The organism is Isoptericola dokdonensis DS-3 (assembly GCF_001636295.1).
Taxonomy (GTDB): domain Bacteria; phylum Actinomycetota; class Actinomycetes; order Actinomycetales; family Cellulomonadaceae; genus Isoptericola; species Isoptericola dokdonensis.
The window spans coordinates 211,647-236,900 of sequence record NZ_CP014209.1; the positions used below are offsets into that span (position 1 = coordinate 211,647).

Below are 25,254 nucleotides of genomic sequence, written 5' to 3' on the forward strand. Positions count from 1 at the left end.
GTCAGCGCAGGATCCGGCGAGTCAGCGCAGGAGTCGGTCAGTCAGCGTGGGAGCCGGCGAGTCAGCGCAGGGGCTGGTGGCCCGGCGGCGGAGCCGGTGGCGCAGGCCGGTCTCGCCGACGCGCATGACGGCGGAGTGCGCCGCCGTCGACAGGCGGCGGTGGGCGGCGAGGCCGGGGCGTTCCGCGGCCGGCGTGACCTCCCAGCGCAGGGCGACCACCGACCCGCACGGCACCGGGCGGACGACGACGCACGCCGTGCCGACGAGGTCGCCGTCGGCGGTGAACCGGGCGTGGCCGGGCGCGGGGACGGGGTGGCCGGCGGGCGGGGTGACGGCGGTCAGGGTGAGGCGGACCCGCAGCGCGCGGCTCGCGGGGCTGTGCACGCGCAGGGTGACGCCCGCGCCGGGCACGGCCCGGCCGTCGGGGTCGGCGTGGGCGCGGACGACGTCGGTGCGCAGCAGGGGCCACCAGCGGTGCCAGGTGAACGCCGGGTCGGCCAGGAGCTCCCACACGACGGGCACGGGTGCTCGCAGGCGCCAGGTGGAGACCAGGTGGTACGGCTCCGGGGCGGCCACGGTTCAGGCGGTGGCGGGGGAGCGGAACCGGCCGACCAGCCCCAGGAGCTCGTCCAGCGGCGGCGCCTGGATGCCGATCGAGGCGCGGTAGTAGATGCCGTCGCTGAGCAGCACGATGGCGCGGGCGACGGCGGCGTCGTGGACCTCGGTGGTGACCGCCTGCGTCCAGGCCTCCTGCGCGTGGTCGAGAGCCTCGCGCGCCCACGGGTAGGGGCCCTGGGCGAGCTGGGTGACGGCGAGGTAGGTGCGGTCGAAGGCGCTGCCGACGTCGGACGAGGTGCGCAGCAGGTAGGCGACCGGGCCCTCCTCGGCGTCGCGCATGAGGGCGACGTCCGCGGTGATGAGGTCGCGCAGGTGCTGGACGACCCCCTCGACGAGCGCGTCCTTGGAGGGGAAGTGGTAGAGCAGACCGCCCTTGGAGACCCCGGCGCGCTCGGCGACGGCGTCGAGCGTGGCGGAGCGTTCGCCGGAGGCGACGAGGAGGTCGGCGAAGGCCTGGAGGACCTTGCCGCGGGCCGCGGGTGCGGGAGGCATGGGGGAAGCCTATCCCGCGCCGACGTGTTACTGTACCGGCTGGACGGTACAGAAGTTCGGCGCGACGCGTCGCCCTGGCCGTCCGTCGTCGTGGAAGGAACCGTCGTGACCACCCAGGTGACGACACCGACGCAGCCCGCCGCCACCCTCGGCGCCCGTCGCTGGACCGCGCTCGCCGTCCTCATGCTGCCCGTGCTGCTCGTGTCCGTGGACAACACCGTCCTCAGCTTCGCCCTGCCCCAGATCTCCGCCTCGCTGGAGCCCACCGGCACCCAGCTGCTGTGGATCGTGGACGTCTACCCCCTCGTCCTCGCCGGGCTGCTCGTGCCCATGGGCTCCCTCGCCGACCGTGTCGGCCGCCGTCGCCTGCTCCTCATCGGGTCGATCGGCTTCGCCGCCGTGTCCGCGCTGGCCGCGTTCGCCCCCACCGCCGGCGCGCTCGTGGCGTCCCGTGCGCTGCTCGGGTTCTTCGGCGCCATGCTCATGCCGTCCACGCTGTCGTTGCTGCGCAACGTCTTCACCGACCGTGCCGAGCGCCGCCTCGCCATCGCGATCTGGGCCACCGGCTTCGCCGCCGGTGCGGCGCTCGGGCCCATCGTGGGCGGCACGCTGCTCCAGCACTTCTGGTGGGGCTCGGTGTTCCTCCTCGCGGTGCCGGTGCTCGTGATCTTCCTCGCGCTCGCCCCCGCGGTGCTGCCCGAGTCGAAGGACCCCGCCCCGGGTCCCGTCGACGTCGTCTCCGTCGTCCTGGCGATGACCACGATGACGCCCCTGGTGTGGGCCATCAAGGAGGTCGCGCACGGGCCGACCCCCGCCGCGGCCGTCGCCGCCCTCGTCGGCCTCGGGTCCGGCGTCGCCTTCGTGCGCCGTCAGCTCCGGCGCCCGGTGCCGATGCTCGACGTGCGACTCTTCCGCGTCCCGTCGTTCTCCGGCGGCGTCGTCGTCAACCTGCTCAGCGTCTTCTCGCTCGTCGGGTTCCTGTTCTTCGTCTCCCAGGACCTCCAGCTCGTCCACGGGCTCAGCCCCGTCCAGGCGGGTCTCGCGCTGCTGCCCGGCACCGTCGGCATGGTCCTCGCGGGGCTCGGCGTCGTGCGCGTCGTCCGGCACGCACCCGCTCACAAGGTGGTGGCGGGCGCGCTGCTGCTGTCCGCGACCGGCTACCTCGTCGTCGCCCTGTGGGGCGGCTCCGGCGCGCTGCTGCCCCTCGTCGTCGCCTTCGCCGTCCTGTCGGTCGGCATCGGCGCCGCCGAGACCATCAGCAACGACCTCATCGTCTCCAGCGTGCGCGCCGAGAAGGCGGGCGCCGCCTCGGCCATCTCCGAGACCGCGTACGAGCTCGGCGCTGTGCTCGGCACTGCCGTGCTCGGCAGCATCCTCACCGCGGCCTACCACCGCGGGGTCGTCGTTCCCGAGGGTGTCGGCGCGGCCGACGCCGCCAACGCCGCCGAGACCCTCGGTGGCGCCGTCCAGGTCGCCTCGGGGCTGCCCGCCGAGACCGCCGACGCCCTGCTCGCCTCCGCGCGCGACGCGTTCGCGGCCGGGGTCGGCGTCACCGCCGGCATCGGCGTCGTCCTCGCGCTGGTCGCCTCGTTCGTCGCCCTGCGCACCTTCCGCGAGGCGGACGCCTGACCAGCCGCGTTGGCGCGAACCGGGCACATCGGTCAGGGTGGAGCCGATGACGGACCGACGGACACCGCCCCGCTGGCTGCGCTGGACCCTGGCGGTCGTGGCCGCGGTGGTCGCCAGCGTGCTCTACGGGGTGACCACCGCCTCGGCGGTGCTCGGGCTCGGGCCTCACGAGGCGCTCTACGAGGTCGACACCGACGGGCTGGTCGTGGTCGACCTCGGCCCGCTGGGCACGCTGGAGATCGACTCGCCGCTGCCCGCCGGGCTCGGCGTGGACGTCACGGTCAAGGAGATCCCCGCCGACCTCACCGCGGTGGGTGGCACCACCACCCTCGACCGGCTCGCCGGCGACCTCGACGGCTACCTCCAGTTCTACGCCAGCCCTTCCACGACGTTCGACGCCGTGACCCACGCCCTGCTCGGGGACGCCGCCCGCCGCGCGGCGTTCGCGCTCGCCGTCATCGGGCTGTCGGGGTGGGGGGTCGCCCTGCTGCTCGGCGGGCCTCGCCGCCGCGAGCTCGGCCGGGTGCTCGGGCCCCGCACGTGGCAGATCACCGCCGGGGTCGCCGTCGTCTCCCTCCTCGGGGCCACGGCGGTGGCGTCCGGCGTCGAGCAGCCGGTGCGGGGGCGGCCCGCCTCCGCCGTCTTCGACGGCACGGCCCTCGAGGGCGCCACCATCACGGGGCGCCTCGCCCGCGTCATCGACACGTACGGCGGCCAGCTCGTCGCCCTGTACGACGACAACGAGGAGTTCTACGCGGGCGCCCGCGACGAGGTGGCCGCGGCTTGGCGGGCCTGGGAGGTGCGGCACGCGGTGCGTGTCGCGACCGGCACCGTCGAGGCGGACGCCGAGGACGTCGTGACGATGCTCGTGGTGTCCGACCTGCACTGCAACGCGGGCATGGCCGGGCCGATCGAGGAGCTCGCCACCCGTGCGGGCGTCGACGTGATGCTCAACGCGGGCGACACCACGATGAACGGGACCGCGGTGGAGAAGGTCTGCGTCGACGCGTTCGCCGACGCCGTCCCGGACGGTGTGCCGATGGTCGTCGCGGACGGCAACCACGACTCGCGGCTCACGTCCCAGCAGGAGGCCGCCCGTGGTCAGCTCGTCCTGGACGGCGACGTCGAGGAGGTGGCGGGCGTGCGGATCCTCGGTGACCGCGACGTGCTGGAGACCCGGGTGGGGGAGGGCACGTCCGTCGCCCGCGAGCGGACGCCGACCGAGCAGGCGGGCGACCTCGCCGAGGCCGCCTGCGACGACGGCGACGTCGACCTGCTGCTGATCCACACCCCGCCGGTGGGCAACCGCGCGCTGGAGTCGGGCTGCGTCCCGTTCCAGGTGTCGGGTCACACCCACCGGCGCGCCGGGCCGGAGCAGATCGGCCAGGGACTGCGGTACGTCAGCGCCTCCACGGCCGGTGCCGCGTCGGGGCAGGCGACCGTGGGCCCGCTCCGCGGGACGGCCGAGATGACGCTGCTGCGGTTCGACCCGACGACGCGCACGATGCTGGACCTCCAGGTCGTCGCGGTCACCCCCGACGGGTCTGCGACGGTCTACGACCGCGAGGTGATCCCCGTCCCCGTGCCGCCGGTGGGTCAGCTCGAGGCGCCGGGCGCTGACGGTGCGGGGGAGGCGACACCCGGTCCGGGGGCGGGCTCGCCGACACCGTCGTCCTCGCCGAGCGCCGGCACCGGCACCGGGACACCGGCACCGTAGGGTCGGCGTCGGCGCCGCCACGTAGGCTCTGGGGCGTGACCGACAGCGAGACCTCCGGACCGGCCGACCTGACCTCCGTGGCGCAGGACTACCTCAAGGCGGTGTGGTCGGCGCAGGAGTGGGGCGACCAGAAGGTCACCACGGGGATGCTCGCCGACCGGCTGGGTGTCGGCCCGTCGACGGTGTCGGAGACGGTGCGCCGGCTCACCGCGCAGGGCCTGCTCGGCCACGAGCCCTACGCGGGCGTGTGGCTCACGGACACCGGACGGCGCCACGCCCTGGCGATGGTGCGCCGGCACCGTCTCATCGAGACGTGGCTGGTCCGTGAGCTCGGGTACTCCTGGGACGAGGTCCACGACGAGGCCGAGGTGCTGGAGCACGCGGTCTCGGAGCGGCTCGTCGAGCGCATCGCGGCCCGGCTCGGCCACCCCGACCGCGACCCGCACGGCGACCCGATCCCGACGGCGGACGGCCAGGTGCGCCGCCCGGACGCGGTCCCGCTGGAGGAGCTGCCGGAGGGGGCCAAGGGTGTGGTGGCGCGGATCTCCGACGCCGACCCGGAGGCCCTGCGCTACCTCGCCGGGCTCGGGCTGGACCTCGACGTCGAGGTGACCGTCGCCCAGCGGCGCGACTACGCGGGCACGTTGTCGCTCACCTGGCTGGGCCCCGACGGTCTGGTCGCCGTCGACCTCGGACATCTGGCGGCGTCGCGCATCCGGGTGCTGCGCGCGTAGGCTGACCCTCATCCCCGACGGCGCGAGCGCACTTCCTGCGCTGCGCCGTCGAATCGTTTCGAGAGGATCCGACGTGACGGCCACCGCCTCCCGCACCACGACCACCGCTCCGGGTTCCCGTCGCGCCCTGCTCGCGCTCGCGCTCGGCGGGTTCACCATCGGCACCACCGAGTTCGCCACGATGGGCCTGCTGCCGCAGATCGGCGCCGACCTCGGGGTGAGCGACCCGGTCGCCGGTCACGCCATCACCGCGTACGCGGTCGGCGTCGTCGTGGGCGCGCCGCTGCTCACCGTCGTCGCCGCACGCATGTCCCGCCGTCGGCTCCTGCTCGTCCTCATGGGCTTCTACACGCTGGCCAACGTGCTCAGCGCCGCCGCGCCCAGCATCGAGTGGCTGGTCGCCGGGCGGTTCCTCGCGGGGCTGCCGCACGGCGCGTTCTTCGGCGTCGGGGCCGCCGTCGGCGCGGCCGTGGCCGGGCCCGGGCGACGCGGCCACGCCGTGGCCATGATGATGACCGGCCTCACGATCGCCAACGTCGTCGGCGTCCCGCTGTCCACCGCCGTCGGGCAGGGCATGGGCTGGCGGGCCGCCTTCGTGCTCATCGGCGTCCTCGGTCTGGCGGCGCTGGCCGGGCTGTTCTGGTTCGTGCCCGAGCGCGGCCCGGTGGAGTCCAGCGTCCGGCAGGAGGTCGGGGCGCTCGCGAACGGTCCGCTGTGGGTCGCGTTCGGCGCCGGCGCCATCGGGTTCGGCGGCCTGTTCGCCGTCTACACCTACGTCGCGCCCACCGTCACCCGCGTCACCGGCCTCGACGAGGGCGCCGTGCCGTGGATCCTCGCCGTCATGGGCGTCGGGATGACCGTCGGCACGCTGCTGGGCGGCCGGTTCGCCGACCGCTCCGTGCTCGGCACCGTGATCGGCGGCTTCGTCACCACCGGCATCGCGCTCGTGCTGTTCGCGCTCACCGCGTCCACCGTCGTCGGCGCCGTCGCCGGGCTGTTCCTCCTCGGCGTCACCTCCCAGGTGCTGGGCCTCGCGATGCAGACCCGCCTCATGGACCTCTCGCCGCGGGCCGAGTCCCTCGGCGCGGCGCTGTGCCACTCCGCCCTCAACCTCGGCAACGCGAGCGGCGCGTTCTTCGGCGGGCTCGTCATCGCCGCCGGGTGGGGCTACGTCGCCCCCGCCTGGGTGGGTCTCGTCCTCACCGTCGTCGGCCTCGCCATCGTCCTGGCCACCGCGCGGTGGCGCACCGCCGCGAGCGGCCCCGGCGGCACCCGGGAGGCGGCCGACACCCTGGTCGCCTGAGCCCCGCGCTGCCGGTTCGGTCGGTCGTCACCGGTTCGGTCGCCCGCCCGACCGAACCGGTGACGACGGACCGAACCGACGGCGGTCCTCCTCCCAGGAGGGTGCGGTACCGTCACGCCGTGACCGACACCACGGTGAGCACCGACCCCGACACCCCGGCCACCGCCCCGCGGGCCCTGACCGCGCGTGCCTACGGCACCCTGCTGGTCGTCCTCGGCGGCATCGGCTTCGGCGGGTCGCTGTGGCTCGCGATCGAGAAGATCCTCAAGCTCCAGGACCCGGACCGCGTCACGTCGTGCTCGATCAACGTGTTCCTCGACTGCGGCGTCGCCATGGGGTCGTGGCAGGGCGCGTTGTTCGGGTTCCCCAACCCCTTCATCGGCGTCGCGGCGTTCCCCGTGGTGATCACCACCGGGGTCGTGCTGCTCACCGGGGCGCGGCTGCCGCGCTGGTTCCACCTGAGCCTGCTCGGCGGGACCGTGCTCGGCCAGCTCCTCGTGTTCTTCCTCATGTGGACGAGCTTCTACGCGCTGGTGGCGCTGTGCCCCGCGTGCATGGTCGTCTGGACGATCATGTGGCCGCTGCTCTGGTACCAGGTCGTGCGCGCGGTGCAGGACGGCGACCTGCGGCTCGGCGGGTCCGCCCGGCACGCCGTCGTGGCGTACCACTGGGTGTTCCTCGTCATCGGGTACGTGGTGGCGATCGCCTGGCTGCTGCTCGCCGTCGGGCCCGCGCTCGTCGCCTCCTTCTGAGGGGAAATCCCTGCCGGGCGGCCCCCGCCCGGCCGGTAGACTCCCGCAGGTGAGCACGCCCCACCCCGACACCGTCACGCAGCGTCCCGACGAGCCCCAGCACCGGTACACCCCGGCCCTCGCCCAGCAGATCGAGGAACGGTGGCAGGACCGGTGGGAGGAGCGCGGCACGTTCCACGCCGCGAATCCCGGCGGCGAGCTCACCGGCCCCGACGGCGCCACCCCGGCGGGCGACCCGTACTTCATCATGGACATGTTCCCGTACCCCTCGGGGGCGGGCCTGCACGTCGGGCACCCCCTGGGGTACATCGCCACCGACGTCGTCGGGCGGTTCCGCATGATGTGCGGCGACAACGTGCTGCACGCCCTCGGCTACGACGCGTTCGGCCTGCCCGCCGAGCAGTACGCGGTGCAGACGGGTCAGCACCCGCGCGTCACGACCGAGGCGAACATGGAGACCATGAAGCGCCAGCTGCGCCGCATGGGCCTGGCGCACGACTCGCGGCGCTCGTTCGCCACCATCGACCCCGAGTACGTCCGCTGGACGCAGTGGATCTTCCTGCAGATCTTCGACTCCTGGTACGACGCCGACGCCGAGCGCCCCGGGGACACCGTCGGCACCGGTCGCGGCCGCGCGCGCCGGATCTCCGAGCTGCGCGACGAGCTCGCCGCGGGCACGCGTCCCGTGCCGGGCCACGACGGCGACAACGCCGGCGGTGCCGTGTGGGCCGCGCTGAGCGAGGCCGAGCGTCGCGACGTCGTCGACGCGCAGCGCCTGGCCTACGTCGACTCGTCCCCGGTGAACTGGTGCCCGGGGCTGGGCACCGTGCTGGCGAACGAGGAGGTCACCTCCGACGGCCGATCCGAGCGCGGCAACTTCCCCGTGTTCACGCGCAACCTGCGCCAGTGGAAGATGCGGATCACCGCGTACGCCGACCGCCTGACCGACGACCTGGCGCTCATCGACTGGCCGGACAAGGTCAAGGCGATGCAGCGCAACTGGATCGGCCGCTCCACGGGCGCGAACGTGCGGTTCGACGTGGTCGGCACGACCGATCTGGACGCCGCGGGCGCGGGCACCCAGGTCGAGGTGTTCACCACCCGGCCCGACACCCTGTTCGGCGCGACGTTCATGGTCGTCTCCCCGGAGCACCCGCTGCTGGACGAGGTGCCCGCCGCCTGGCCGGACGGCACCCACGCCGTCTGGACCGGTGGCTTCGACACGCCGTCCGAGGCCGTCGTCGCCTACCGCCGCGAGGCCGCCGCGAAGACCGCCGTCGAGCGGCAGGCCGACGCCGGCAAGAAGACCGGCGTGTTCACCGGCCACCTCGCGGTCAACCCGGTCAACGGCGACACGATCCCCGTGTTCACCGCCGACTACGTGCTCATGGGCTACGGCACCGGCGCGATCATGGCGGTGCCCGGCGGCGACGAGCGCGACTTCGCGTTCGCGGAGGCGTTCGAGCTGCCCGTCGTGCACACCGTGGAGCCCGTCGGCGGCCTGCCCGAGGGCCACGAGGGCGCCTGGACGGGCGACGGCGTGGCGGTGCGTTCCGCCAACGACGAGATCTCCCTGGACGGCCTGGGCGTCGCCGAGGCCAAGGCCCGCATCATCGCGTGGCTGGAGGCCCAGGGCACCGGCGCGGGCACGACCACCTACCGCCTCAACGACTGGCTGTTCTCCCGCCAGCGCTACTGGGGCGAGCCGTTCCCCATCCTGTGGGACGCCGACGACCGCCCGGTCGCCATCCCGGCCGACATGCTGCCCGTCGCGCTGCCCGACGTCCCGGACTACGCCCCGCGCACCTTCGAGCCGGACGACGCGGACTCCGAGCCGGAGGCCCCGCTGGGCCGCAACGACGACTGGGTCCAGGTCACGCTCGACCTGGGCGACGGACCCCGGCAGTACCGCCGCGACACCAACACCATGCCCAACTGGGCGGGGTCGTGCTGGTACTACCTCAACTACCTGGACCCGACCGACTCGTCGGCCGCGCGCGCGTCAGGCGGCTCCGTCGTCGACCCGGGCCTGGAGCAGTACTGGATGGGGCCGCGCCACAACGCGACCTCCGGCCCGGCGGGCGGCGTCGACCTGTACGTCGGCGGTGTCGAGCACGCCGTGCTGCACCTGCTGTACGCGCGGTTCTGGCACAAGGTGCTGCACGACCTGGGCTACGTGTCGTCGCTGGAGCCGTTCGGCAAGCTGTTCAACCAGGGCTACATCCAGGCGTACGCCTTCACCGACGAGCGCGGCGCCTACGTGCCGGCCGGCGAGGTCGAGGGCGACGAGCAGTCCGGCTGGACCTACCAGGGCCGGCCCGTCAGCCGCGAGTACGGCAAGATGGGCAAGTCCCTGAAGAACGTCGTCACGCCCGACGAGATGTACGCCCAGTACGGTGCCGACACGTTCCGCGTCTACGAGATGTCGATGGGGCCGCTGGACCTGTCCCGCCCGTGGAACACGCGCGACGTCGTGGGCTCGCAGCGGTTCCTGCAGCGGCTGTGGCGCAACGTCGTCGACGAGACCACCGGCGCCGTGACGGTCACCGACGACGAGCCGGACGTCGCCACGCTGCGTGCGCTGCACCGCACGATCGCGGACGTCCGCGTCGAGATGGAGCAGATGCGCCCCAACACGGCCATCGCGAAGCTCATCACGTACAACAACCACCTGACCGGCCTGGCGTCGGTGCCGCGCGCCGCCGTGGAGCCGCTGGTGCTCATGGTCGCGCCGGTGGCGCCGCACCTCGCCGAGGAGCTGTGGGAGCGGCTGGGCCACGGCGCCTCGCTGGCCCGTGAGCCGTTCCCGGTCGCGGACGAGCAGTACCTCGTCGAGGACACCGTGACCTGCGTCGTGCAGGTCAAGGGCAAGGTCCGCGGCCGCCTGGAGGTCGCGCCGTCGATCTCCGACGCCGACCTGGAGGCCGCGGCGCTGGCCGAGCCGAACGTGGTGCGCGCCCTCGACGGTGCGCCCGTGCGCAAGGTGATCGTGCGGGCCCCGAAGCTCGTCAACATTGTCGTCTGAGCCGGAGGTGCAGCGGAGGCTGGGGGCCGAGCGCAGCGAGGCACGCGGCCGCAGCGGAACCGCAGGCTCGGGCGACCAGGGGGCGCCGTCATCGGGGGACTCCCGGCCTCGCCGCGCTCCCGCGCGCCTGGAGGGCGCCCTGGCACGGAGCCGGGGCGCCTTCGGGCTGCCGTCGTTGGCGCTGCTGCACCGGCGGGAGGGCCCGCTGGTGGTGGCGCTGCTGTCGGTGATCTTCGCGCCGGGCCGGGTGACGGTGCCGACGGACCAGCTGCACGTCGAGGTGGACGACCTGCTCGTGGAGGCGCGGGCGGCGGGCCACGACGACGTGCCGGACGAGCCGGCGCGCGCGCTGTGCTCCCGCTGGGTGGCGGGGCGCTGGCTGGTGCGGTCGCTCGCCGACGACGGGACCGAGCAGTACCAGGTGAGCTCCCACGCGGCGGAGGCGCTCGCGTTCGTGGACCGGACGCAGGGCACGCGGTCGCTGGTGAGCGAGTCGCGGATCCGGACGCTGTTCGTGGCGCTGGAGGGTCTGGCGCGGGACGCGCAGCCGGACCGGGCCTCGCAGCAGGCGGCGTTGCGGGAGCGGATCGCGCACGCGCAGGACGAGATCACGCGCGCCGAGGCGGAGCTGGCGCGCCTGGAGGCCGGCGGTGACGTCGTCGAGGTCCCGGCCGAGCGACTCGTGGAGCAGTTCGACAACGTGGCGTCGTTGGTGCGCGAGCTCCCGGCGGACTTCGCGCGGGTGGCGGAGTCGGTGGCGGAGCTGCAGCGCACCATCGTGACGGGGCTGCGGCAGGACGAGCGGGCCACGGGTGACGTGCTCGCGGACTACCTGGACGCGTCGGACACCCTGATGCAGCGCACCCCGGAGGGGCGGGCGTTCTCCGGCGCGATGGAGCTGCTGCGCGACCCGCAGCTCCTCGGCGAGGTGGACGCGCGCGTGCGGTCGGTGCTGGGGCAGCCGTTCGCGGCGGCCGTCCCGGCGGACCGCCGCGAGGCGGTGCGCGCGCTGCACGGTCAGCTCCTGGCGGCGGTCGACGCCGTCCTGGACGCCCAGACGCGGGCGTCGCGCACGATCACCCAGCAGCTGCGGGTGCACAACCCGCTGCGGGACCGCGAGCTGGACGCGGCCCTGCGGGAGGCGACGGCGGCGATGGCCGACTGGTTCGAGTCGTCGTCGCGCTCGGCGCGGGTGGATCCGCTCCGCTGGTTCGAGCGTGCCCGCCTGGGCCGGTTCCGCGACCAGCTCCACGACCTGCGCCCCGAGACGCCGCCGGACGCGCTGACCTGGGCGGACCTCGACGACGACCCGTCCGGCCCGGTGCTGGACGAGCTGCTCGGCATGGGCGGCCCGCGGTACGGCGAGACGTCGGCGCACGCGGCGCGCGTGCTCGCGACGTCCGACGGCGCGAGCGTGGACGAGGTGTTCGCCACGGCACCGGCAGAGCTGCGGCGCCCGGTGGAGCTGCTCGGCTACCTGGAGCTCGCCGTGCCCGGCGCCCTCGACGACGTCCTGGCCGACCGGGACGTGCCCGCGGCCCGGCTGCGGCGCGTCACCGCGGTGCGCGCGGACGGCAGCACGCGCGACCTGGTGCTGCCGCACGTCCCGATCGCCCTGGCCGACCGCTCCGACCTCTCCGACCACGCGACACCTGAGGAGTCCGACGCATGACCGACGTCATCGAGGGGCACGACGCGGACCCCGTCGTGGGGACGCCCGCGGACGCCCCGGGCCCCGTGGACGGTCCTGCCGAGGCACCGGACCCGGCGTCGGACGCCGCGACGCCGCAGGCCCCGGACGCGGGCTTCGTCGCGACGCACCCGATGGAGGACGACGTCGAGGCCCTGTTCGCGGGGGACACCGGCGTGCTGCCGTACCCCGCGCGGCGGGCGCTCGCGCTGGTGCTGCAGCGCCGGTACGTGTCGGCGGCGGCGCACCCGACGGAGTGGAAGGCGCTGCTGGCGCACCAGAACGTGCTGACGTCGCGCTGCCACGACCTGTTCGTCGAGCTGGTCGTGGACCGCGACTACGAGATCGCGTACAAGCGGCAGGTGCGCGAGGACGGCCTGAGCGTGCCGGTCCTGCTCAAGGACGAGCCGTACAAGCGGGTCGAGACGCTGCTCATGCTGCTGGCCCGCAACCGGTTCCGCCAGGAGCAGGGCGCCGGCGAGCGCACGGCGCACCTGGACGCCGAGGAGCTCGTGGACTACGCGGCAGGATTCCTGGCGCAGGATGAGACGAACCTGGCGGCGCGGCGTCGGGAGATCGACAACGCGATCGCGACGCTGGTGCGCGAGCACGTGCTCACCGAGGTGGCGGCGGGCCGCTACCGGGTGGAGCCGGTCGTGGAGATCCTGCTGCCGGTGGAGCGGCTGCGCGAGCTCACCGCGTGGCTGCGCGACGGCGGGTCGGCGGGGGCGGGCGCCCGGGACGACGGGGCCCGCGGCGAGGACGACGGCGACGCCGTGGACGAGGACGAGGAGACCGACGCGTGACCGTCACGACGGGTGCCACCACCGACGCCCCCCGCATGCAGCAGTCGCTGTTCGGGCTCATCCCGACGGCGTCGGACGGCCGGCAGTGGACGGCGCGCTCGATGCAGCTGGTCAACTGGGGCGGCTACGACGGGCACCACGAGGTGCGGTTCGCGGGCACGACGACGCTGCTCACGGGGGCGTCCGGGTCGGGCAAGTCGACGCTGCTGGACGCGTACATCGCCCTGATGATGAGCCACACGACCCCGTTCAACGGCGCGTCGAACGGCGCGACGAGCGGGCGGGCGCGCGGCCAGGAGCAGCGCAACGTGCTGAGCTACGTGCGCGGCAAGCTGGACGAGCAGCGCACGCCGGGGTCGGCGGCGGCGAAGGACCGCGTGCTCCGCGGGGAGTCGGCGGACACGTGGGCCGCGGTGGCGATGACGTGGTCGTCGCAGGCGGGGGAGCGGCTGACGGCGCTGCGGGCCTGGTACGTGCCGCGCGGGGTGCAGCGCTCCGACGCGGTGGTGGCGGTGCGGGCGGTCGTGGACGACGACCTCGACCTGCACGTGCTGGAGCCCCTCGCCGCGCAGCGGTTCGCGCGTCCGGGACTGACGGCGGCGGGGATCACCGCGGTGTTCGACACGGACAAGGCGTTCGCGGCGCGGCTGCACTCGGCCCTCGGGATCGGTGCGGCCGGGGACGGGGACAAGGCGGTGCAGCTGCTCGGCCGCATCCAGGCCGGGCAGCAGATCACCACCGTCGACGCCCTCTACAAGGCGCTGGTGCTGGAGGAGCCGGAGACGATCCGCGTCGCCGAGCGTGTCGTGGAGCACTTCGACGAGCTCTCGCAGGTGCGCGACGAGATGGAGACCGCGCAGCGGCAGGTCGACGTGCTGCGGCCGATGACGGAGCACCGGACGGCGATCGACGCCGCCGCGGCGGTGCGCCGCACCGTCGACGAGCTCGGCCTGGACGGCGGCCAGGACGGCGACGACCACCGGCCGACGCCGTTCACCGCGTGGCGCGACCGCACCCAGCTCGACCTGCTGCGCGACGCCGAGACCCGCAACCGGACCCAGCACAAGGCGGCCGTCGAGCGGGTGGCGGTCGCCGAGGACCGCATCGGCGCCGCCGAGGGCGAGCTGGAGCAGGTGCGCGCCGACCAGCGCCGCAACGGCGGCGACGCCGTCGAGGCCGCCGAGCGGGACGCGCACGACGCCGAGCGTCGCCTGGCGGCCGTGCGGCGGGCCCGTGCCGAGCTGGAGGGTCACCTCGCGCCGCTGGAGCGTGAGGTCGCCTCCCGCCGCGACCTGGACCGCCTGCACACCGACGCCCGCCGCTACCGCGACGACCGCGAGGCCCTCGTGGACTCCCTGTCGGAGGCCGTCGTCGAGGCCAGCGACCGGGTGCGGACCGCGGAGCGGGCCGTCGCCGACCTGGAGCGGGAGGAGGCGTCGCTGCGCGAGCGGCGCGGCAACGTGCCCCGCGAGTTGCACGAGGCGCGCGTCGCGCTGGCGGAGGCCGCCGGGACGGCGCCCGAGGACCTGCCGTTCGTCGGCGAGCTGCTCGAGGTTCGCGGCGAGTACGAGCCGTGGCGCGACGCCATCGGGCTGGCGCTCGGCGGGTTCGCCCTCACCGTCCTGGTGGACGAGGCGCGCCTGGGCGGCTTCCGTGCCGCGATCGACCGTCTCGACCTGCGCGTCCGGGTCCGCTTCGAGGGCGTGCCGACCGGGCTGCCGCTCCACGAGGAGACCGACCGTGCGCTGCTCGGCGGGCGCCTGGAGGTCAAGGCCGGGCCGTTCGGCGGCTGGCTGGCGGACCGCCTCGCGGATCGTTTCGCCTACGTGTGCGTGGACGACGCCGCCGAGCTCGCCCGCCACGACCGGGCGCTCACGCGCTCCGGTCAGACGTCCGAGGGCCGCCGCGGCGCCCACGGCGGGCAGGGCCGCGCGTCCGTGCTCGGGTTCAGCAACCACCGCCGGCTGGCGGCGCTCGAGACCGATCTGGAGGCGGCGCGCGAGGAGCTGCGGCTCGCCGGCGACTCCCTCGGCGGAGCGCGGCTGCGCCAGCGCGGCGAGGCCGACCACTTCGTCGCGTACAGCCAGGCGCTGCGGGTCGAGTGGGACGACGTCGACGTGGCCGGGGCGCAGGCCCGCCTCGACGAGCGGCGGGGCCGCCTGGAGACGCTGGTCGCGGGCTCGGACGTGCTGCGCGCCCTCAAGGCGGACGAGGACGAGCTAAAGGCCCGGCTGGAGGAGCTGTACCGGGAGCGTGCCGGGGCGCAGAACCGGGTGACCGAGCTGGCCGCGGCGTGGGAGCAGATCACCGACCAGGTCGACCAGGTGGCCGACGCCGTCGACGCCGCGGACGACCGGGGCGTCGCCCCCACCCCGGCGCAGGAGCGCCGGCTCGCCGACCTCATGACGCAGGTGGGGTGGTCCGGCGCGGCCGTCGAGGGCGCCGGGCTGGCCGACCTCACCACCGCCGTCGCCGCCGTCGAGCGCGAGCTGCGGCACGAGCGGGACGCGGCCGAGGAGACCGAGCGCACCGCCCGGGCCGCCCTGCGGACGCTGTTCGAGCGGTTCGACGACGCCTGGCCGGACCCGAACCGGTCCACCGACCCGGACGCCGCGTTCGCCGACCACCTGCGCATCTTCGAGGAGCTGGAGTTCGCCCAGCTGTACCGGCTGCGGGACAAGTGGTCGGCGCACCTGCGGCAGATGTCCGGCGACCAGCTCACCCGGCTCAACAACGGCATCGCGCAGGCGGTCGCCGAGATCCGGGACCGCATGGAGCCGGTCAACACGATCCTCGCGGACCTCCCGTTCCGCGACGGCGAGCACAGGCTGCGCATCACTGCCACGCCGGTCGAGGGCCAGGACGTCGCGTCGTTCCGCCGGCAGCTCCGTGAGCTCGCCACCACCCCCGCGGGCGACGTCCCGATGTCCGAGCACGAGCGGCGGTACGCCCGCACGGCGCGGCTCGTCGACCGCATCCGACCCGACAGTCCCGAGCGGCGACGTCTCGTCGACGTGCGCGACCACGTCCGCATCAGCGCCGAGTGCGTCGACCTCGCCGGGAACCACGTCAGCGTCTACGACCACATCGCCGGCAAGTCCGGCGGCGAGTCGCAAGAGCTCGTCGCGTTCATCGTGGGCGCCGCGCTGCGCTACCAGCTCGGCGACGCCGGGGCGGAGCGACCCCGCTACGCGCCGGTGTTCCTCGACGAGGCGTTCATCAAGGCCGACGCCCGGTTCGCGGGGCGGGCCGTGGGCGCGTGGCGTGGGCTGGGCTTCCAGCTGATCGTCGGCGCGCCGCTGGACAAGGTCAGCGCGCTGGAGCCGCACGCCGACGTCGTCGTCCAGGTCGTCAAGGACGCCACCGGCAGGTCCCGGCCGGTCACGCTCGTGGGGGCCTGACCGCTACCGACGTCAGCGGATCGGCCAGACGAAGCGGACGTGCACCGGTGCCTTCGTCACCGGCACGAAGCGGATCCGTCCCGTGCTCGCCCGGTCGGCGGGGATCGTGACCTTCCGGCTGTGCCAGCCTGTGCTCTTCGACCGGGCGTTCACGGTGCCGAGGTAGCGCTTGCCGGCGTACACCTTCATCCGGCCGGCCGTGGGGCCTGTGCGGACGGAGACCCGGACGCCGCGGACGTCCGTCAGGGGGTGGCGGGTCCGCGTCGAGAAGCCGTCGAGACGGGTCGAGACGACGGCGAACTCGTGGGTACGCGCGCCGTCGTCGTCGATGAAGGCGCGGAACCCGTCGAAGTACATGATGGGCGTGAGCGGCGCAGTCGCGCATCGACGCTTCGACCAGGCGCTGACGTTCCCCGCCGTGTCTCGGGCACGGACACGGAGACATATCTGGTCGCCGCCGTACACCATCGGCCTCATGCTCCGCGCGTCTGCCGAACGCCAGGTCCTGCCGACGGTCGCCCACGGTGACAAAGGCCCGAACTCTGCGGTCGTCCTCATCTGGACCTGGTACCCGGTGACCTGCCCGGCGTCGCGGGACGCTGCCCACGTGACCCGGGGATACCAGGCGTACAGGCCGGAGAAGTCGGTCGGCTTGGGATCGAGCCAGCGGTCGACGGCGACACGCGGCGCCGTGGGCGGCATGGTGTCCCGCGCCTGGGCCGGCGCCGCGACGACGCCGGACAGTGCGACCACGACCCCGAGCAGGGCAGCAGCGAGACGACGTCGGGCGGAGGTGACTGGCGTCGTCACAGTGACTCCCGGGGTGGCGGTGGGGGACGAAGCGGACGATACCGGCATCGGCTCCCCGCTGTCACCGGTGAGCTGCCGACGTGTCCGTCGCGCTACGACCGTGTGACCGTTCGGGGTCGGTGCGGCGGACGCGACGACAGCGGCGGGCGCGGTGAGTAGGGTCACGAGAGTGACCGACACACCGCTGATCAGCAGCCCTGAGCACTCCGTCGAGGGCTTCGTCCGGGAGTTCCTGCGCGAGCTCAACTTCACCCAGGGCACGGTCCTGGAACGCGCGAGCACGAACGACACCTACCTGGCCCTGGCCCGCACGGTGCGGCACTACCTGATGGCGCGCTGGATGGAGACGACGACGGCGCACTACCGCCGCCAGCCGAAGGCGGTCGCGTACCTGTCGGCGGAGTTCCTGCTGGGCCGGCAGCTCGACAACGCGCTGCTGGCGGCGGACCTGGAGGAGATCGCGGCGGAGGCGTTGGCGTCCCTCGGTCTCGACCTCGACGTGCTGCGCCAGGCGGAGGTGGAGCCAGGTCTGGGCAACGGCGGCCTGGGGCGCCTGGCGGCGTGCTTCATCGACTCGCTCGCCACGATGTCGGTGCCGGCGATCGGGTACGGCATCCGGTACGAGTACGGCATCTTCCGGCAGACGTTCGTCGACGGCCGGCAGTTCGAGGAGCCGGACCACTGGCTGGACAACGGTTCGCCGTGGGAGTTCGCGCACCCGGAGCACGAGGTGACCGTCTCGTTCGGCGGGCACACCGAGAAGTACACCGAGGGCGAGGGGGAGGACGCCGTCGAGCGCTCCCGCTGGGTGCCGGGCTGGCAGGTGCTGGGTGTGCCCTACAACTACATGGTGCCGGGCTACCGCAACGGTCGCGTGAACACGCTGCGCCTGTGGAGCGCGCGGGCGACGCATGCGTTCGACCTGAAGATCTTCAACTACGGCGACTACGCGGAGGCGGTCCGGGCGCAGACGTTCGCCGAGAACATCACCAAGGTGCTGTACCCGGAGGACTCGACGCCGCAGGGCAAGGAGCTGCGCCTGCAGCAGCAGTACTTCTTCGTGGCGTGCTCGCTGCGCGACTTCATCGACCAGCTCCTGCCCGAGGGCTTCGACCTGCACCGCCTGCACGAGCGGATCTGCTTCCAGCTCAACGACACCCACCCCGTCATCGCGGTGCCGGAGCTGATGCGCATCCTCGTGGACGATCACGGGTTCGCGTGGGACGAGGCGTGGGAGGTCACGCGCCGCTGCTTCGCGTACACGTGCCACACGCTGCTGCCGGAGGCGCTGGAGGTGTGGCCGGTCGAGCTGCTGGGGCGGCTCCTGCCGCGTCACCTGGAGATCATCTACCGCATCAACGACGAGTTCCTCGACGAGGTGCGCGAGACCTTCGGCGACGACGAGCTGCTGGTGCGCCGCATGTCGATCATCGCCGAGCACCCGTTCCGGGCCGTGCGGATGGCGCATCTCGCCACCGTCGCGGCGACCAAGGTCAACGGCGTCGCCGAGCTGCACTCGCAGCTCCTGCGCGACAAGGTGCTCGCCGACTTCGCGAACCTGTGGCCCGACAAGTTCACCAACGTCACCAACGGGGTGACGCCGCGCCGGTTCGTGCGGCTCGCCAACCCGGGCCTGTCCGCGCTCGTCACCGAGGCCATCGGCGACGGCTGGGTGACGGACCTCGACCGGCTGCGCGAGCTGGAGCCCTTCGCCGACGACCCGGAGTTCCGCCGCCGCTTCCGGGAGGTCAAGTCCGCGAACAAGCAGCGCCTCGTCGAGCTGCTGGAGCGCCGCGACGGCATCACGGTCCCCACGGACACGATGCTCGACGTCATGGTCAAGCGGCTGCACGAGTACAAGCGGCAGACGTTGAAGATCCTGCACGTGATCTCGCTCTACGACCGGATCGTGTCCGGGGAGCTCGACGTCGACCAGGTCGTGCCGCGCACCATCGTGTTCGGCGCGAAGGCCGCCCCCGGCTACGTCATGGCGAAGGAGATCATCGCGCTGATCAACCACGTGGGCACGGTGGTCAACGCCCACCCGGTGGCGTCGCGGGTACTGCACGTCGCGTTCCCGGCGAACTACGACGTCACCGTGGCGGAGACCCTCGTCCCGGCCGCCGACCTGTCGGAGCAGATCTCGCTGGCAGGCAAGGAGGCGTCGGGCACCGGCAACATGAAGTTCGCGCTCAACGGGGCCCTCACGATCGGCACGGACGACGGCGCGAACGTGGAGATCCGCCAGCTCGTCGGCGACGACCACTTCTTCCTGTTCGGCCTGACCGAGCCGGAGGCCGCCGCGATCGCGGAGACCGGCTACCGGCCGTCCGCGTACTACGAGGAGAACCCGACGTTGCGGCGCGCGCTGGACCTCGTCGCCAAGGGCGAGTTCTCCGGCGGCGACCGGTCGGTCTTCGAGCCGGTCGTGTCGAACCTGCTCGGCGAGGACCGCTTCATGGTGCTGGCGGACTTCCAGTCCTACCTGGACGCCCAGGACCGGGTGGAGGCGTACTACCGCGACCCGGAGGCGTGGAGCCGGTCCGCGGTGCTCAACGTCGCACGGTCCGGGTTCTTCTCGTCGGACCGTTCGATGCGCGACTACCTGGACCGCATCTGGCACGCGGAGCCGCTGGGGGACTGAGGGGCGCGGCTAGACTCGCCCCGACATGCGCGACGAACCTGCAGTGCGAGTCGTCACCGACTCGACGGCCTGCCTCCCCGACCCTGCCGACCTCGTCGAGGTCGGCGTCCTCGACGGCCTCGACGCGGGGCCGCTCGTGGTGCCCCTGCACGTCGTCACGTCCGACGGCGAGCGGTGCGAGGGCGTCGACATCACGCCGGAGGACGTCGCGGACCGCATCTCCCGCGGCGAGCGGCTGACGACGTCGCAGCCCGCCACCGAGGAGTTCACGCGGGCCTTCCGGGGCCTGGTGGCCGCCGGTGCACGATCGGTGGTCTCGGTGCACCTGTCCAGCGCGCTGTCGGGCACCGTGGACTCCGCGGCGCGCGCCGGTCAGCGCGCGATGCTGCCGGTGCGGGTCGTCGACTCCCGCAGCGCCGCGATGGCGCTCGGCTTCGCCGCGCTGGAGGCGTCCCGGTGCGCCGCCGCGGGCTGCGACGCCGACCACGTGGCGCGCCGCGCCCAGGAGGTCGCGGACTCGGCGGGCGCCTGGTTCCTCGTGGACTCCCTGGACCATCTGCGGCGTGGTGGGCGGCTCTCGGCCCCGGCGGCCGCGCTCGGTACGGCGCTCGGGGTGCGACCCATCCTCGGTCTGGTCGACGGGAGGGTCGACCTCGTGCAGCGGGTGCGCACCCGCAAGGCCGCCGTGGCACGCCTGGTCGACCTGGCGGTCGAACGGGCGGCTCAGGCGTCGCGTCCCGCGCTCGCCGTGCACCACCTGGGAGCGCCGGAACGTGCGCAGGAGGTCGCCGCCGAGCTGGCCGAGCGGGTCGGCGCGCGGCCCGTCGTGTCCCCGGTGAGCGCCGTGCTCGGCGCGCACGTGGGACCGGGGGCGCTCGCCGTCGTCGTGGTGGATCGCGGGGCGCACGTGCACGACCTGGAGCCCGGCGGCCCCTGGTGATGCCGGCCGCGGCCCGTCCACAGCGCTGAGCGGTCCACAGAAGGGCCCGGCGGCAGCGCGCACGGTGGCCGGTCTTCCCTAGCGTCGCGGGGGTGACCACCTCCTCGCCGCCGCCGGCGGACGACCCCGTCGCGACGCGGGTCGACGCCCTGCGCGCCGCCCTCGCCGGCGACGCCGCACCTGCGCCCGCCCACCCCGGTCCTCTCGCGGACCGCCGGACCCCGACCGCCGCCGAACCCGCAGCGGACGAGCTCGCCGAGCGACTGCGCCGCCGGCGCTCGGCCGCGCACGTCGCCGCCACGTACAGCGCCGCCCACGGTCATCCGCTCGGCGCGCACGACGCCGTCGGGCGGCGCTGGGCGCTCGACGCCCGCACCGCCGTCGCCGCGGCGTGCGCGCTGCTCCTCGTCGCCGTCGTCGCCGTGGGGCTCGCGCTGTGGTCGCAGGGATCGGGCGACCTCGTCGATCTCGCGGCGCACGACGAGGCCGTCTCCGTCCAGGTCGACGCCGGCGCTGCGGCCGTCGGTCCCGAGCCCGGCGCGGTCGCGTCCGCGACCCCCGGGGCGTCGCCGTTCGTCCCGCCGACCGACGTCGCGCCGGCACCGGCCGGGTCGCCGTCGCCCGCCGTCGACGCGCAGGGCCCCCAGGTGGTGGTGCACGTCGTCGGGAAGGTCGTCGCACCGGGCCTCGTCACCCTCCCAGCCGGTGCGCGCGTGGCCGACGCCCTCGACGCGGCGGGCGGCGCGACCAAGGGCGCCGACCTCACCCGGCTCAACCTCGCCCGCACGGTGGTCGACGGCGAGCAGGTGCACGTGCCCGCACCGGGCGAGACGCCCGCCCCTGTCGACGCCGGGGCAGGCTCGGCGCCGTCTGCCGGGGGGCCGGCGCCCGACCCGACCCCGGGTGCACCGGTGCCGCTCAACACCGCGGACCTCACCACGCTCGACACGCTCCCCGGTGTCGGCCCCGTCCTGGCCGAGCGGATCGTGGCCTGGCGGGACGCGAACGGCCCGTTCACCAGCGTCGACGAGCTCACCGAGGTCTCCGGCATCGGGCCGTCGGTGCTCGAGGGGCTGCGCGACCTCGTCGTGGTGTGACCGGCGACCTGCGCCTCGTCCCGGTGGCGCTCACCGTCTGGGTGGTCGCCTGGTGGCTGACCGGGTCGCGCCCGCTCGCCGGTGTCGTCCTGCTCCTGGCCGGCGGGGTGATGGCCGGGTGCGTGCTCGCGGTTCGTGGCGCCGGCCCCGTTCTCGCGCACCTCCTGCTGGCGTGCGCGGGGCTCGTCGCCCTCGCGGGGTCGTTCCAGGTGCAGGCCGACGCGCGCGGGGCGCTGCCCGGTCTCGCCGTCGAGGAGGCGCAGGCCACGCTGCACGGCACCGTCGTCTCGGCCGCCCGCCCGGCCCGGTTCGGTGACGGCTCCACGTGGGAGATCGGCGTCGACCACGTCACCGCCCGCGGCGCGACGACCACCGCCCGGGGTCACGTCGTCGTCACCGCTCCCGGCGACCCGCCGCGGGTCGGCGCGGCCGTGGTCGTCCGCGCCCGGCTCGCGCCACCCGGCCTCGGCGAAGGGACCGTCGCCGAGGCCACGGCCACCAAGGCGGTGGTCGAACGCGCCGCACCCCACCCGGCGCTGCGCGTCACCGACCGGATGCGCACGGCGCTCCTGGAGGTCACCGACCCGCTGACGCCGCAGGCCCGCGGTCTCGTGCCCGGCGTGGCGTTCGGGGACACCACCCGCGTGCCGGACGAGCTCGACGACGCGATGCGCGTCACCGGCCTGACCCACGCCACGGCGGTGTCGGGCAGCCACTTCACGATCGTGCTCGCCGTCGTCACCGCCCTGCTCGTCGTGGCCGGGGTGCCCCGGGGCTGGCGGGTCGTCGCCCTTGTCGTCGCCGCGGGCGGGTTCGTGCTGCTCGTCGGACCCGAGCCGTCGGTGCTGCGGGCGGTGTGGACGTGCGCCGCCGGGCTCCTGGGCCTCGCCCTCGGTCGCCCCGGCCAGGGCCTGCCGGCCCTGGCAGCCGCCTCGACCGTGCTGCTCGTCGTGGACCCGTGGCTCGCCCGCTCGTTCGGCTTCGCGCTGTCCTGCGCCGCGACCGCCGGCATCGTGCTGCTCGCCGGACCGCTCGCCCGCCGCCTCGCCCCCTGGTGCGGTCGGGCGCTCGCCTTCGCCGTCGCCGTGCCGTGGGCCGCGCAGGCCGCCTGCGGCCCGGTCCTGGTTCTGCTGGACCCCGCGGTCGCGCTCGTCGCGGTCCCCGCCAACGTGGTCGCCGCCCCCGCGCTCGTCCCAGCCACCGTTCTTGCCCTGGCCGCCACGCTGCTCGCGCCCTGGGCGCCCGGCGTCGCCGGGCCCCTCGCATGGCTCGCCGGACTGCCCACGGGCTGGCTCGCCGGGGTCGCGACCGTCGGCGCGGCGGTGCCCGGCCACCAGGTCCCGTGGTGGTCCGGGCCGGTCGGGGCGGTGGTCCTCGCCGTGGTCACGCTGCTCGTGCTGGTCCTCGTGCTGCGGTGGGAGCCGCCGGACGACCCGGCTCGGCCGGACGTCGTCGGGCTCCTGCGCAGGATCGCCCGAGCTCGCCGTCCGGCGCCGGGCGTCGCGGTCCCGGTGGCGGCCCGTGCGGTGCGGTCCGGGCGGTCGGCACGTGGCCGGGGAGGCCGGGGCGTGCCGGTCCTGGCCGGGGTGCTGGTGGCAGGCGGCGCACTGGTCGTCGCGGTGCTCGTCGTGGTCCCGCGGGTCGGCGGAGGTGCGGGCTCGCCGCCGGACTGGCAGGTCGTGGCGTGCGACGTCGGTCAGGGCGACGCGCTGGTGCTGCGCAGCGGCCCGGCGTCGGCGGTGCTCGTGGACGTCGGTCCGCCCGGCGACGCCGCGGCGCGCTGCCTGACGCGGCTCGGCGTCCGGCGTGTGGACCTGCTCGTGCTGAGCCACTTCCACACCGACCACGTCGGCGGGCTGGAGCAGGTGCTCGCCGCCGTCCCGGTCGAGCGCGCCCTGGTGTCCGCCCTCGCCGAACCTGAGGCTCCCGCCGCCCGCGCCCGTGCGGCGCTCACCGCCGCGGGGGTGGACGTGGCGGTGGGCGCGCCGGACCAGCAGGGGTCCGCGGGGGACGTGACCTGGCAGGTGCTCGGCGCCACGGGCGCCGGGGTGGGCGCCAACGACGCGAGCGTCGCGCTCGCCGTGCGCACGGCGTCCGGGCTCGACGTGGTCACCCTCGGTGATCTGGAGGAGCCCGGCCAGCGGGCGCTCGCCGAGCGGCTGCGCGGGCGCGGGTTCCCCACCGACCCGGTCGAGGTGGTGAAGATGGCCCACCACGGGTCGGCCTCCCAGGACACGGGGCTCGCGGCGCTGCTGTCGCCCGCCGTCGTGCTGGTCACCGTCGGGGAGAACGACTACGGCCACCCCACCGACTCCGCCCTCGACCTCTACGCGGGCACGGGAGCGCGGGTGGTCCGCACCGACGAGTGCGGCACCGCGGCGCTGGTCGTGCGGGAGGCCCGGCTGGCGGTGTCGTGCGGGGCGGGTCCGTGACGGTCGACGGCCCCGCCGGGCTCAGCCGACGAGCAGGCGGTGCAGCGTCGCGAACCGCTGGTCCCACGTCCAGGAGTCCCGGACCCAGCCGGGACCCGCCGCGGCGGCGCGTGCCCGCAGCTCCGGGTCGGCGAGCAGCGCCACCAGCCGGGCGGCCACGTCGGTGGGGTCGGTGCCGTCGACCACGTACCCCGTGACGCCGTCGTCCACGGCGTCGGGCGCGCCGCCGGAGTCCCCGACGATCACGGGAAGCCCGGCGGCCTGCGCCTCGAGGTACACGATGCCGAGCCCCTCCACCTCCAGCCCGCCGCGGCGGCTGCGCGACGGCATGGCGAAGACGTCGGCCGCGGCGTAGAAGGCGGGCATGGCGGCGTGCGGGTGCCCGCCGGCGAGGACGACGTGGTCGTCGACGCCGTGCTCGGTGACGAGCCGGCGCAGCCGGGCGGCGTCGGGGCCGTCGCCCACGATCAGGAGGCGGGCGTCGGGCACGGACGCCAGGACGGCGGGCAGCGCCCGGACCAGGACGTCCTGCCCCTTGCGCTCGACGAGCCGGGCGGCGCAGAGCACCACCGGGGCGTCGGGCGGGATGCCGTAGCGCGCCCGGACCGCCCGCCCGCCGGCCGGGTCGGTGTCGGCGAAGGTCTCGGGGTCGACGCCGGGGGACAGGCGGACGGCCCGTGCCGCGGCCTCGGGCCCGACGGCGCCGGCGAGTACGCCCACGGTGCGGTCCGACAGGTACGTCAGGTGGTCCACGGACCGTCCGATCCGGCGCAGCGCGGCGCGGGTGCCCGGCACCCGGGCCCACCACAGCTCGTGCCCGTGCGTGGTGGCGACCATCCGCCGCACGCCGGTGCGGCTGCGCAGGGCGGGTGCCATCAGCCCGAGCGGGGCGGCGGCGCCGAACCACACCGACTCGCAGCCGTGCTCGGTGACGAGCCGCACGACGTCGCGGGTCCGTGCCGGGGTGGGCAGCAGCATCCGCGTGCGGGCGCGCACCACCGGGTACGGCAGGCCGCGGTCGTGCTCGGCCTGACCCGGCGTGGACGAGGTGTAGACGACGACGTCGTCGGGGTCGAAGCGGGACGTCATCGCGTGGACGAACGTCTCGATGCCGCCCTGTCGGGGCGGGAAGTCGTTGGTGACGACGAGGGTCCGGGGCACCGC

Annotated in this window: 17 protein-coding genes; 13 read left to right on the top strand and 4 right to left on the bottom strand. The window is 74.8% G+C overall.

All coding sequences use genetic code 11. The annotated features are described in order from the left end of the window. Nucleotides 1-21 precede the first annotated feature (21 nt). Both I598_RS00955 and I598_RS00960 read right to left on the bottom strand, forming a co-directional pair. The gene (locus I598_RS00955) at nt 22-576 is read right to left on the bottom strand and encodes an SRPBCC family protein (RefSeq protein ID WP_068200488.1); all 555 of its coding nucleotides are present in this window, start codon (nt 574-576) and stop codon (nt 22-24) included. A gap of 3 nt (nt 577-579) precedes the next feature. Beyond that, nucleotides 580-1,110 (bottom strand): TetR/AcrR family transcriptional regulator, encoded by a 531-nt coding sequence (locus I598_RS00960; RefSeq protein ID WP_068200489.1) that lies wholly within the window; start codon nt 1,108-1,110, stop codon nt 580-582. 105 nt (nt 1,111-1,215) lie between these two features. Between I598_RS00960 and I598_RS00965 the strand changes: the two genes are divergently transcribed. The 9 genes from I598_RS00965 (at nt 1,216) to I598_RS01005 (ending at nt 16,167) form a co-directional block, all read left to right on the top strand. Continuing rightward, on the top strand, nt 1,216-2,739 hold the full coding sequence (locus tag I598_RS00965; protein ID WP_068200491.1) for an MFS transporter: 1,524 nt from the start codon (nt 1,216-1,218) through the stop codon (nt 2,737-2,739). Nucleotides 2,740-2,785: 46 nt separating this feature from the next. Continuing rightward, entirely contained in the window at nt 2,786-4,456 is a 1,671-nt protein-coding gene (locus I598_RS00970; RefSeq protein WP_083972743.1) for a metallophosphoesterase family protein, read from the top strand. 35 nt (nt 4,457-4,491) lie between these two features. After that, a complete protein-coding gene (locus I598_RS00975) occupies nt 4,492-5,190 on the top strand; it encodes a metal-dependent transcriptional regulator (RefSeq protein WP_068200493.1) in 699 nt (232 codons plus the stop codon). Nucleotides 5,191-5,263: 73 nt separating this feature from the next. Then, nucleotides 5,264-6,493 carry an MFS transporter gene (locus I598_RS00980; RefSeq protein WP_068200494.1) on the top strand — a complete coding sequence of 410 codons (1,230 nt, stop codon included), beginning with the start codon at nt 5,264-5,266 and terminating at the stop codon, nt 6,491-6,493. Nucleotides 6,494-6,612: 119 nt separating this feature from the next. Continuing rightward, the gene (locus I598_RS00985) at nt 6,613-7,245 is read left to right on the top strand and encodes a vitamin K epoxide reductase family protein (protein ID WP_068204681.1); all 633 of its coding nucleotides are present in this window, start codon (nt 6,613-6,615) and stop codon (nt 7,243-7,245) included. 49 nt (nt 7,246-7,294) lie between these two features. Next, on the top strand, nt 7,295-10,270 hold the full coding sequence (gene leuS, locus I598_RS00990; RefSeq protein WP_068200496.1) for a leucine--tRNA ligase: 2,976 nt from the start codon (nt 7,295-7,297) through the stop codon (nt 10,268-10,270). A gap of 175 nt (nt 10,271-10,445) precedes the next feature. Further along, the gene (locus I598_RS00995; RefSeq protein WP_068200499.1) at nt 10,446-11,942 is read left to right on the top strand and encodes a DUF3375 domain-containing protein; all 1,497 of its coding nucleotides are present in this window, start codon (nt 10,446-10,448) and stop codon (nt 11,940-11,942) included. Further along, complete coding sequence (locus I598_RS01000; protein ID WP_068200500.1) at nt 11,939-12,766, top strand: DUF4194 domain-containing protein; 828 nt, start codon at nt 11,939-11,941, stop codon at nt 12,764-12,766. Before I598_RS00995 ends, I598_RS01000 begins: the two co-directional genes overlap by 4 nt. Next, nucleotides 12,763-16,167 (top strand): ATP-binding protein, encoded by a 3,405-nt coding sequence (locus tag I598_RS01005; protein ID WP_335583269.1) that lies wholly within the window; start codon nt 12,763-12,765, stop codon nt 16,165-16,167. Before I598_RS01000 ends, I598_RS01005 begins: the two co-directional genes overlap by 4 nt. A gap of 12 nt (nt 16,168-16,179) precedes the next feature. Here the strand turns inward: I598_RS01005 and I598_RS17535 are convergent, their stop codons facing one another. After that, complete coding sequence (locus tag I598_RS17535; RefSeq protein WP_157557117.1) at nt 16,180-16,920, bottom strand: hypothetical protein; 741 nt, start codon at nt 16,918-16,920, stop codon at nt 16,180-16,182. A 226-nt stretch (nt 16,921-17,146) separates the two neighbouring features. Here I598_RS17535 and I598_RS01020 point away from each other — a divergent pair, with 226 nt between their 5' ends. The 4 genes from I598_RS01020 (at nt 17,147) to I598_RS01035 (ending at nt 24,090) form a co-directional block, all read left to right on the top strand. Further along, on the top strand, nt 17,147-19,621 hold the full coding sequence (locus tag I598_RS01020) for a glycogen/starch/alpha-glucan phosphorylase (protein WP_068200506.1): 2,475 nt from the start codon (nt 17,147-17,149) through the stop codon (nt 19,619-19,621). Nucleotides 19,622-19,646: 25 nt separating this feature from the next. Beyond that, complete coding sequence (locus I598_RS01025) at nt 19,647-20,561, top strand: DegV family protein (protein WP_068200508.1); 915 nt, start codon at nt 19,647-19,649, stop codon at nt 20,559-20,561. 92 nt (nt 20,562-20,653) lie between these two features. Next, on the top strand, nt 20,654-21,658 hold the full coding sequence (locus tag I598_RS17975) for a ComEA family DNA-binding protein (protein ID WP_232314224.1): 1,005 nt from the start codon (nt 20,654-20,656) through the stop codon (nt 21,656-21,658). Beyond that, entirely contained in the window at nt 21,655-24,090 is a 2,436-nt protein-coding gene (locus tag I598_RS01035) for a ComEC/Rec2 family competence protein (protein ID WP_068200510.1), read from the top strand. Before I598_RS17975 ends, I598_RS01035 begins: the two co-directional genes overlap by 4 nt. A gap of 21 nt (nt 24,091-24,111) precedes the next feature. On the opposite strand, the gene I598_RS01040 is transcribed toward I598_RS01035, so the two are convergent. Next, complete coding sequence (locus I598_RS01040; protein ID WP_068200512.1) at nt 24,112-25,251, bottom strand: glycosyltransferase family 4 protein; 1,140 nt, start codon at nt 25,249-25,251, stop codon at nt 24,112-24,114. Nucleotides 25,252-25,254 lie beyond the last annotated feature (3 nt).